The organism is Streptomyces sp. KR55 (genome assembly GCF_052245645.1).
GTDB classification, from domain to species: domain Bacteria; phylum Actinomycetota; class Actinomycetes; order Streptomycetales; family Streptomycetaceae; genus Streptomyces; species Streptomyces flavusporus.
The window spans coordinates 1-9,528 of the sequence record NZ_JBQQCE010000385.1 but is presented as its reverse complement, the minus strand read 5'-3'; the positions used below and the strand labels follow the sequence as shown (position 1 = coordinate 9,528).

The 9,528-nt window shown below is 68.9% G+C and carries 7 protein-coding genes and 1 pseudogene; 3 read left to right on the top strand and 5 right to left on the bottom strand.

Annotated features, from left to right (window positions below):
* On the top strand, positions 1-180 hold a 180-nt coding region (locus tag ACTWQJ_RS38605; RefSeq protein ID WP_443311101.1), incomplete at its 5' end, for a hypothetical protein.
* A 131-nt stretch (positions 181-311) separates the two neighbouring features.
* Here the strand turns inward: ACTWQJ_RS38605 and ACTWQJ_RS38600 are convergent.
* Positions 312-2,393 carry an NPCBM/NEW2 domain-containing protein gene (locus tag ACTWQJ_RS38600; RefSeq protein WP_443311100.1) on the bottom strand — a complete coding sequence of 694 codons (2,082 nt, stop codon included), beginning with the start codon at positions 2,391-2,393 and terminating at the stop codon, positions 312-314.
* Between the two features lie 370 nt (positions 2,394-2,763).
* Between ACTWQJ_RS38600 and ACTWQJ_RS38595 the strand changes: the two genes are divergently transcribed.
* Positions 2,764-3,909, top strand: coding sequence for a M20 family metallopeptidase (locus ACTWQJ_RS38595; RefSeq protein ID WP_443311099.1), 1,146 nt, complete (start codon positions 2,764-2,766; stop codon positions 3,907-3,909).
* Between the two features lie 846 nt (positions 3,910-4,755).
* On the opposite strand, the gene ACTWQJ_RS38590 is transcribed toward ACTWQJ_RS38595, so the two are convergent.
* Positions 4,756-5,241 carry a hypothetical protein gene (locus ACTWQJ_RS38590; RefSeq protein WP_443311098.1) on the bottom strand — a complete coding sequence of 162 codons (486 nt, stop codon included), beginning with the start codon at positions 5,239-5,241 and terminating at the stop codon, positions 4,756-4,758.
* Between the two features lie 591 nt (positions 5,242-5,832).
* A pseudogene (locus ACTWQJ_RS38585) lies at positions 5,833-6,504 on the bottom strand (transposase family protein); the annotation flags it as partial.
* 119 nt (positions 6,505-6,623) lie between these two features.
* On the opposite strand from ACTWQJ_RS38585, the gene ACTWQJ_RS38580 reads away from it, so the two are divergent.
* Positions 6,624-7,175, top strand: coding sequence for a hypothetical protein (locus ACTWQJ_RS38580; protein WP_443311103.1), 552 nt, complete (start codon positions 6,624-6,626; stop codon positions 7,173-7,175).
* A gap of 71 nt (positions 7,176-7,246) precedes the next feature.
* On the opposite strand, the gene ACTWQJ_RS38575 is transcribed toward ACTWQJ_RS38580, so the two are convergent.
* Together ACTWQJ_RS38575 and ACTWQJ_RS38570 are read right to left on the bottom strand one after the other, a co-directional pair.
* Positions 7,247-8,437 carry an IS110 family transposase gene (locus ACTWQJ_RS38575; RefSeq protein ID WP_443311102.1) on the bottom strand — a complete coding sequence of 397 codons (1,191 nt, stop codon included), beginning with the start codon at positions 8,435-8,437 and terminating at the stop codon, positions 7,247-7,249.
* Positions 8,438-8,729: 292 nt separating this feature from the next.
* Positions 8,730-9,320, bottom strand: coding sequence for a TetR/AcrR family transcriptional regulator (locus tag ACTWQJ_RS38570; RefSeq protein ID WP_443311097.1), 591 nt, complete (start codon positions 9,318-9,320; stop codon positions 8,730-8,732).
* Positions 9,321-9,528: the final 208 nt, after the last annotated feature.

Genomic DNA, 9,528 nt, shown 5'->3' with positions numbered 1-9,528 from the left:
CGACGGTACCGGCCTGTTGCCGTCCCCCCGGTACGGCTGCCGCTCGCCGGCGTCGACCCGGCCGGCGTCCACCGGCACGGCGAACAGCGCTACTCCGGCAGCCACCTCACCGCCGTCGGCCTGCCCGTGCAGTGGACCGCCGAGGCCGACGCCGAAGTCGTTGTGCTGCGGCGCGCCTGACGCCGTCCGCTCCCCATCCGGGCCGGCCCGACATCACGACGCCGTGGCGCGGTTACGCGCCACGGCGTCTCAGAGTCCTGGCGAATCGGCCGCACCCAGGTGAGGTGTCACATGGGTGCGGCCGAGCCGAATCAGCAAGCGGCGTTCAGACCGGACCAGTTGGCGCGGTCGTTGTAGCCGCCGTCGCCGGCGTCGCCGACCACCAGGTCGAGCACCCGGACGCCGGTCAGGTCGATGTCGGCCTGGCGGATGTCGTCGCGGGTCAGCACATCGCTGTCGAACAGCACCCGGCCGTCACCGATCACCTGGAAGGTCGACGTGCCGCCCTCCGGGCCGACGTTGCGCACCGCATCGTCGATGCCGACGGTCGCGGTCAGCCGGCTGCACCGGTCGCCGAGGTAGTAGCGGATCGTGGAGGGCGAGGCGACCCCGATACCGGTCGGGTGGACCTGGCCGAGCATGCTGATCGGCGACCAGCCACCGACGCTCAGGTCGACCGTCGGGCTCATCCACCCGCTGGTGGCGCTGATCCACTGGTGGTGCGACAGTACGACGTCGCCGTCCGGCGCCGCCGGTGCGACCACTACCGCCGTGGCCGTCTCATGCCGCAGCCGTCCCTTGCCGATCACCTCGTACGACGTGGTGGCGGTCAGCGCGGTGCTGCCCGGCTTGGCGGTGGCCGGCAGGGTCACCGTGAAGGCGTAGGTCACGGAGTGGTTGGACTCCAGTAGCTTCGGCGCTTTGCCGAGCGGACGGGCTGTCCAGCCGGCGGGCACCGTCAGCTCAACCCGCGGCGCGAAGACCGGCTGCGCACCGTCGTTACGGACGGTGACCTCGACCCGGGCCTGGTCGCCGCCGGCGACCACCGGGGCGACCCCGGCCGGCACCGCGTCGCCACCGACCTGCGTCACCTGCGGCAGGCCGGCGACGACGTGCGGAACACCGGGCTTGCCCTTGGCGGGGGCGACCCGGAACAGGGCCGCGCCGTGGGCCGGGACGGCGGCACTGATGGTGCCGGCGCTCTCGGTGACCTGGTTGGTCCAGGCGTTCTTCAGGGTGAACCGATCCCCGGACAGCCCGACCGACGACGCCTTCGTGGTCAGGGTCGTCGGGCTGTCGCCCCGGTTCAGCAGCACCACGGCACGGTCACCGTTGGCCAGCCGCTTCACCCAGGTCTCCGTCGTACCGGCGGGGCCGACGCGGACGGCCTGGATGCCGGCGGTGTCCTGGTTGATCGCGAGTACATCGGGGTCCGCGAGAATGCCGAGCGAGGTCTGGCTGAGCTTACGGACGTCGCTGCCGATCACCAGCGGCGCGGCCGCCACCGACCAGAGCGTCATCTGGGTACGGAACTCCTCGTCGGTCATCCCCAGCTCAGGTCCGAGGTAGTCCGGGTCGTTGAAGTGCCCCGGCCCGGCGACCTCGGGGTGCCGCGCGTTCGCGTCGTAGTTCCGCAGCATGTCCTTGAACTTGATCTCGCCGACGAAACCCACGTCCGTGTACGTCCGCCAGGACTGCGCGATCGCCGGCGCATAGCTCCAGGAGTACGTCGACTGCTGCTCCTCCGGGTAGTTGCCCCAGTCCGGGGAGGTCACCGGGTTGCAGAGGTTGAAGATCATGGGGCGCCCGCTGGCGTTGTTCCGCAACGCCTGCGCGAACTTGGTGAAGACGGTCTTCGGGTCGAGGTCCGCGGCGATCCCGCAGAGGTAGTCCACCTTGACCGCGTCGAACTCCCAGGCGGCGAACTGGTCCGCGTCGCGCTGGTAGTAGCCGCCGCTGCCGAGTCCGCACTTGCCCGGGATGTACGGGCCGGCGTCGGTGTAGATGCCGGCCTTCAGGCCCTTGGCGTGGATGTAGTCGACCAGCGGCTTCAGCCCGTTCGGAAACTGGTCGGGGTTGGCCACCAGGTCGCCAGCCTCGCTGCGCGGGGTCGGCGCCGCCCAGTTGCCGTCGATCCAGACGTACTCGTAGCCGGCGTCGCGCAGGCCGCTGCTGACCAGGAAGTCGGCTATTGACTTGACCTCGGCCTCGGTCGGATCGCCACCCAGTGCGTAGTAGGTGTTCCAGCCCATGTACGGCGTCGGGCTCAGCACCTGCTGAGGTGCTGGCGCCGTGACGGCGACAGTGCCGGCCGCTGGGCCGGCGTGGGCGGGTGCCGGCACGACCAGCAAGCCGGTCAGGAGGGCGAGTAGGACGGTGAGATGTCGTTGCACGTCGGATCCTTTGTCCGATCGATCAGGCGTGCCGACCCGTCCTGGTCGTGAGTCCGAGGTACCGCTCCCTCGTGGAGGGTGTGGCGGTCGGTCTTCGGACCAGTCAATGCCCGCGCGCCTGCGGTTTGTTTCCAGGATCTTGCAGAGGTTACCGGTGCGCGTCAATAATAATTCCTAAATTAAGAGTTACTGGTAAGGCTTCGTTAGGTACCCCAACTGCCGTCTGTCGTGTGGCGTGTGATCTTGCATCAGGTGTGACATCTGAGGAGATGTGCGAGGTCCGTCCTCGCTTGGAAGCGTTCGCGGCAGAGATGCTCGGCTCGCTCGCGCGGCGGGACCAGCGGGCCAGGCCGAGGCCCGTGCGGCGTCCGTGGTGGAGCTGGCCCAGGATCTGATCCGGCGGCCGAGCCGGGGCGGGATCGACGACTACGGGCCTGTCCTGGGTGTGCTGGAGGACTGGCTCGCCGCGCGCGGCCTGCCGCACCGTCATCTGCACGACGGCGCCGGTGAGCTGGTGGGGCTGCTGGTGGAGATCCCCGGAGGCCGTCCGGGCTCCTGGTGGACGCTGGACGCGTGCGTGGACACCGCCCCCTACGGTGACGAGACCGCCTGGTCCTTCCCGCCCGCCTCCGGGGACGTGGTGGACGGCTGGCTGCTCGGCCGAGGGGCTGCGGACTCCAAGCTCGCCGCAGCGATGTTCTGCCACATCGCCGCCGACCTCGCGCCCCGCGCCGAGACCCTGCATGGCGGACTCGCCGTGCTCCTGGACGTCGACGAGCACACCGGCGGCTTCGGCGGCGCCCGCGCCTACCTCGCCGACCCGCATGCGGCCCGCCCCGCCGGGGTAATGATCGGCTACCCCGGCATGGAGGAGGTCGTGGTCGGCGGCCGGGGTCTGTGGCGGGCCGCCATCGCCGTGCATGCCCCCTCCGGGCACTCCGGCTCCAGCAAGAATGTGGTGGGAGCGATCTCCCGTGCCGCCCATCTCGTCAGGCTCCTGGACACCGCCGAACTGCCCGGCGCCGCCGCGGCCTCGGGATTCCCGCTGCCGCCGAAGCTGTCGGTCACGTCCTTCCACGGCGGCCAGGGCTTCTCGGTCACCCCCGACCGGTGCGACCTCAACGTCGACATCCGCACCACGCCGACCTTCGACGGCCACGACGTCGAGACGCTCGTCCGCAAGGCCGTCGCCGAGCTCGACGCGGAGCTGCCCGCCCCGACGCCCACCGAGATCACCCCGATCGCCGCGTGGCCACCCTTCCGCCTCGCCGAAGAGGAGCAGCCCGCCGCCGCCCTGCTGAATGCCACCGCCGAGGCAGGGCTCAGGGTCCGCTCGAAGACCGCGGGGCCGTCGAACATCGGCAACCTGCTCGCTGGGGAGGGCATCCCGGCCACTGCCGGCTTCGGCGTGCCGTACAAGGGGCTGCACGGCATCGACGAGCGCGCCCACCTCGCGGAACTGCCCACGGTGTACGCCATCTACCGGCGTGCCGTCCTCGAGCTCCTTTGGGGCTGACGTCCCAGGCCCGTCCCAGGTTTCTCCCAGATCCACTCCAGCAAGTGCCCAACTCCGTCTCTGGGAACAGATCTTGTCTCTCGGTGACATAGAGGCAGCACCACCTCCACATCCACCAAGACAAGGGAGGCCGGTCATGGCCGAGCAGACCATCGTCACCACCCAGCCCGCCACCGCGAACACGTCCGCCGCGGCGCCGAACACCGGCGACTTCACACCGCAGGTCAGCACCCACCCGGTGGCGACCCTCACCCTGGGCCGCCAGACGTTCAACGACTCGGCACCGCCACCCATGAGCTCCTCGCCCGGCACCTGGCCGACTACGCCGCGGCCGAAGCCGCCCTGGACCGCATCGACGACCAGCTGGAGCAGCACCTGCAGCGCAACGCCGAAGGAGCCGGACGCATCCGGCTGCGCCTCGACGTCGAGAAGGTCACAGACGGCATCACGGAGGCCGTCGGCCACCACGTCCTCCTCCTCGGCGTCGACGACCAGGCCGAGCCTGCAATGCGGGGTTGACGTAAACCCCCGTCGCTGCCGGACGTCAACGGCCGTTTCTGCTACACCTCTCGCCAGCCTCGAGCTTCCTCCAGCCGTGCACGGAGAACGGTTCGGCAGCAAGACTGGTGCTCGTGGATCCCGACCCTGCCAGCCCGGCAGCGCAAAACTCTCGCCTCCGGGCTCCCCCGGTATCCCGACCCTCCGCCGCGAGCGCATCACCCACCGCGAGCGCGTCCAAGGGCTCGAACAACGACTGGCCGCGGCACACGGCGAGATCCTGCGCTTGCAACGCGTGATGCAGTCACATGGCCCGAGGCCGTGACAGCACTCGCCTGGTTGCAGAGTTCACGATCCAGAGCGCAATCCCAGAGCACTGTGCTCCACCACACCCGAGGGGAGACCGCTCTTTCCCGAAGCCCGAGCAGTCAGCTCCACGAGTCCGGCCCGGAGGTCGGCGGCTGGCTCACCAAGGACGATCGCGCTGATGATCAGCTCCAGCATCAGACGATCGTACTCGTCGCCCATGCTCCGATAGCGCTCCCCATCGGTCTCCACCACAGCAGAGGAGATCCTTCTCCCACCACCAGTCACGGGGGCGAAGGACGCCTCATAGACGCCGTGACCGGTCCAGCTTCTGTGCATGAAAACGACATCGCCTTCGGCGAAGATGTTCCACTTCTCATCCATGTCCCGGGCTCGATACCCGCGCCGGATCCGGCCCCAGTCCTCGTCAGTCCAGACACGATCGGGCAACTGAGACACCGGCCTGGGCACGCTAATCGGCTGGAGGCGCCGGAACGACTCTCGGGTGAGCGGGGCATCGGCAGTCATGACGTGATCCTACGGATGCACGACTCCAACAGGACAGCGGCTTACCTCCAAGAGCAGCGCCCTGGGCAGAGGGCGAACCTCAGCTGCCTTCGGACGCATCCGCAGCGTCCTGAACAGCGACTTGCAAGACTCCTTCACCGCTACCCCAGATAACTGGACGACTTCGACTTCGACTTCGACTTCGACCACCAGCGGTCCGTCGAACGCGAGGTCAGCGCGCATCTGGGGACGCTGGACTTCATGCCCGCGGTCCACGATTCAGCCGTTAAGGACAGCAGCCGTCGACGAGTGGGCGCCGCCGCCATCCGAGCCCTCGTCGATACCGGCCGCACACCGGTCGGGTGCCGGGCTTCCCCGCACCCGCACCCGTCCTGAAGACGCAGTCGGTACAGCGGAGTTGCCCGGCCCGCCCAACTGTCGGATGAGCAGGCCGAGCGAACCGGCTTCGTTCAGGTGTGTTCATCGTTTTGCGGTCCCTCCCACCTGCTGATGAACCGCCTCGCCGGGCTCGGTAGAGGAAGAGCGGGAGAGGAGGGGAGCGGCGTCGCGCGAAGCACGCTCCCGGGAGTCCGGGCGTGCGGGGAAGGTTCACTTCATCCGGGCGAAGGCGTGCTCGACGCGGGCTCGGACCTTGCGGTGGGAGGCGTTGTGTTCTTCTTTCCAGGCCGCAAGTTCAGTCTGGCCGCGCTCGCGGCGGTGCGGGATGACCAGGCCGGTGCCCCGGTAGCCGCCGTCCGCGATGACCGTGGTCTTCCCGACGGCGGCCTTGGCTCCGGACAGTTCCCATGCCTTGCAGTCGTTGCGGTTGCCCGGCACCGGCCGACCAATGGCCACGACGAGCCGGGTGTCGGCGTCGATGACGACCTGGTGGTTGGTGGAGTACCGGTGGTTCTTGGACTGCTCGGCGATGGTGTGGTCGCGGGTGGGGACCAGGGTGCCGTCCACGGTCAGCACGGTGTCCTTGCGGAACCGCTTGCGCGGCTGCAGCGCAAGCACCGGTCCCAGGTGGTCGATGATGCGGTCGGCGGCCGACTTGGACACCCCGAACAGCGGCGCCAGTTGGCGCAGGGTCAGGTTCGTCCGCCAGTAGACGGCAACCAGAAGCACGCGGTCCTCCAGGGGCAGGCTCCACGGCCGGCCCTTACGCACCGGGTCCGCGCCCTCGCGCCGTAGCGCGGTGATCAGCTTGCCGAACTGACGCGGGCTCAGCCCGGTGAACGGGGCTATCCAGGACGGCTCCGACGCTGTGATCACTGCTGTCACATCAAGATCGTTTCATTTGCCCGGAGCCCCGACTTACTGGAGCTCGCTTCCTGCCGGAATTCCGCTGGGCGATCTCGTCATCGGCCAGTACCGTGCGAGGCAGGATCAAGGGGGGTGAGCTGGTGCGCCCAGCGCTGTTGGTGGATGTGGACGGACCTCTGAATCCGTATGCCGCGAAGCCGCACCGACGGCCTGAGGGATACGAGACGCACCGGCTGCTGACGCCTCGCTGGGAGGCCGCCGAGCGGCGTCGGCTGACTGAGTGGGGGCTGCCGAACAAGCCGGTGAAACCGCTGCGCGTGTGGCTCAACCCGAATCACGGCCCGGCATTGGACGCGCTTCCCTTCGACCTGGTGTGGGCGACGACGTGGGAGGAAGAAGCCAACGCTTTCGTCGCGCCGGTCCTGGGACTGCCCGAGCTGCCCTTCATTGCCTGGTCCTCACCGCGGGCCGAGCCCGGCGGCGGTGTGTTCTGGAAGACGCCGGAGATCGTCGCGTGGGCGAAAGGCCGGGCGTTCGCCTGGATCGACGACGAGATCACAGAGGCGGATCGCACCTGGGTGAAGGAGCACCACGATGGTCCCGCCCTACTGCACCGGGTCGACCCCCGATGCGGCCTTGCCGTCGACGACTTCGCCGCGCTGACGGCATGGGCGACCGGCCTGGAGTGACTCCACGGCCAATCGACAGCCGCCCGCCACGCCGTTCCACACGATCATTACGGGACTTCCCAATGCTGATGTCAAGCCGCTGCCGCAACGGGAAGTGAGGAGTGATAGCACTCTCTGTCACGGATCATGGCCCACAGGACGTTGACGCGTCGGCGGGCGAGGGCGAGCAGAGCTTGCTTGTGTCCCTTCCCTTCGCGGCGCTTGCGCTGGTAGTACGCCTTGGAGGCGGGGCAGGATTTGAGGCTGGCCAGTGCCGACAAGTACATGGTCCGCAGCAGGCCGCGGTGGTAGCGGCGAGGTCGGCGCAGGTTGCCGCTGACGCGACCGGAGTCACGGGGCTGCGGGGCCAGCCCGGCGAAGCCGGCCAGCCGGTCAGCACTGCCGAAGGCGTCCAGGTCGCCGCCCGTTGCGGCGATGAACTCGGCGCCCAGCCTCGCCCCCATGCCGGGCAGGCTGCGGATCACCGCGGCGTGCGGATGCTCGCGAAACCTCGCCTCGATGAGGCCATCCAGCTCGGCGATCTCCTCGTCGAGGGCCATCACCCCCTTCGCGAGGCGGGCCACCATGGCGGCGGCCAGTTGCTCGCCCGGCAGCGCAGTGTGCTGGGCGTGAGCGGCTTCCACGGCGGTGCGAGCGAGGGCGGCGGCGCCTTTGACCTTGCGGTTCCTCAGCCAGTTCTCGATCCGTTTCACTCCGGTGCGGCGGATCGCAGCCGGCGTCTGGTAGCCCGTCAGAAGCATCACCGGACCCTTGTTGGTCAGGTCCAGCGACCGCTCCAACGCAGGGAAAATCTCGAGCAGTTGGGCCCGGAGGCGGTTGATCTGCCGGGTGCGGTCGAAGACGAGGTCCAGCCGTCGGGTGGTCAGGGTGCGCAAATCGGCGGCGATCTCGTCACCGGGCCGCAGCAGTCCCAGATCCCGACGGACGCGGGCCTGGTCGGCGATGACGAAGGCGTCCTTCGCGTCGGTCTTCCCCTCGCCCCGGTAGGTGGCCGAGGCCCGGTGGACCGCCAGGCCGGTGAGGTAGGCGACGGGCTGACCATGAGCGGTAAGCAGGCCGATCAGCAGGGCGGCACCACCATGGTTGAGGTCAACGGCCCACAGGACATCATCGGATATCGCGAGCACATCGCCGATCAGAGCCAGCAGCTCACTCTCATCGTTCTGGATCCGGCGGGACAGCAGCCGCTCGCCCTCCGCATTGATCACCACGCAGTGGTGATGCGTCTTGCCGATGTCCACCCCGGCCCAGATCTCGGGCACGGTCACCTCCGCCAACTCGTCGAACACGGTCCCGCAGACGACCTCGCCGGCATCGTCCTACAGCAGCGATCGAGTCGCGTCTCCCAATTGGCGGTCGAGTCGTCGCGGGGCTCCGGGCGGCCAAGTCCCGTAAGCCATCCAGCGGCTAACCCTTAGCAGCCATACCCGGAACCCCTGGGCCCTCCGATCCTACGAACGACCAGATCAGACCCACGTTGAAAGGTAGGACAGCTCTTAGGAGTGACATGCTCCCTTCTTCGCCATGCGGGCGGGGACCGCGGCCGGAGCCGGGTCACGAGCTGGACGCTGGCCCGTCCACTCCGTACCGGAGGCCGTCGAGGAGCAGGTCGAGGAGGCGGCCGGCCCGTTCGCGTTGGTCGGGAGCGCTGGTGATCAGCCCGATGCCGGCCAGGCTGAAGCCGACATCGAAGGGGTCGATGTCCGGGCGCAGGAGACCGGCGTCGGCGCCGGCGTGCAGCAGGGTGCCGAGCGCGGTGGCGAGCTTGTCGAGGGTCTCGGCGAAGGGGTCCGCACCGGATGCGACCGCGGCCCGCAGCGCGTCCGCCATGCCCTGCTTGGCAGCCAGGTAGTCGATGAAGTCGTCCATCCACAGGCGGAGCGCCCGGTCCGGCGCATTGTCGGCAAGCAGCTTCGCTGCGCGGTCGCAGACACGGGCCAGCTCGTTGCGGTAGGCCGCCTCGATGAGCGCTTCGCGGGTGGGGAAGTGGCGGTAGAGCGTGGCCGAGCCGACGCCCGCGGCCTTGGCGATGGTGTCGATCGCGACGTCCGGGCCCTTCTCGGAGAAGGCGCGCACGGCCGCTTCGAGGATGCGCTCGCGGTTGCGGCGGGCATCGGCACGCAACGCGCTCGGCTTGGTGGTCAAGGCTGCCTCCCTTCGTCAGGGGACCAGTCTAGCTGGACAACCGGGGAGTTCCCCGCTTACCGTTGCAGATAACCGGGGAACTCCCCGGTTACGGGTGTCGGCCCGTTGTGCTCCCCACGCAAGGAAGACCCTCATGACCTCCCCGAAGACGGTTCTGATCACCGGTACGTCCTCCGGCATCGGCCTGGCCGCCGCCATCGGCACCGCC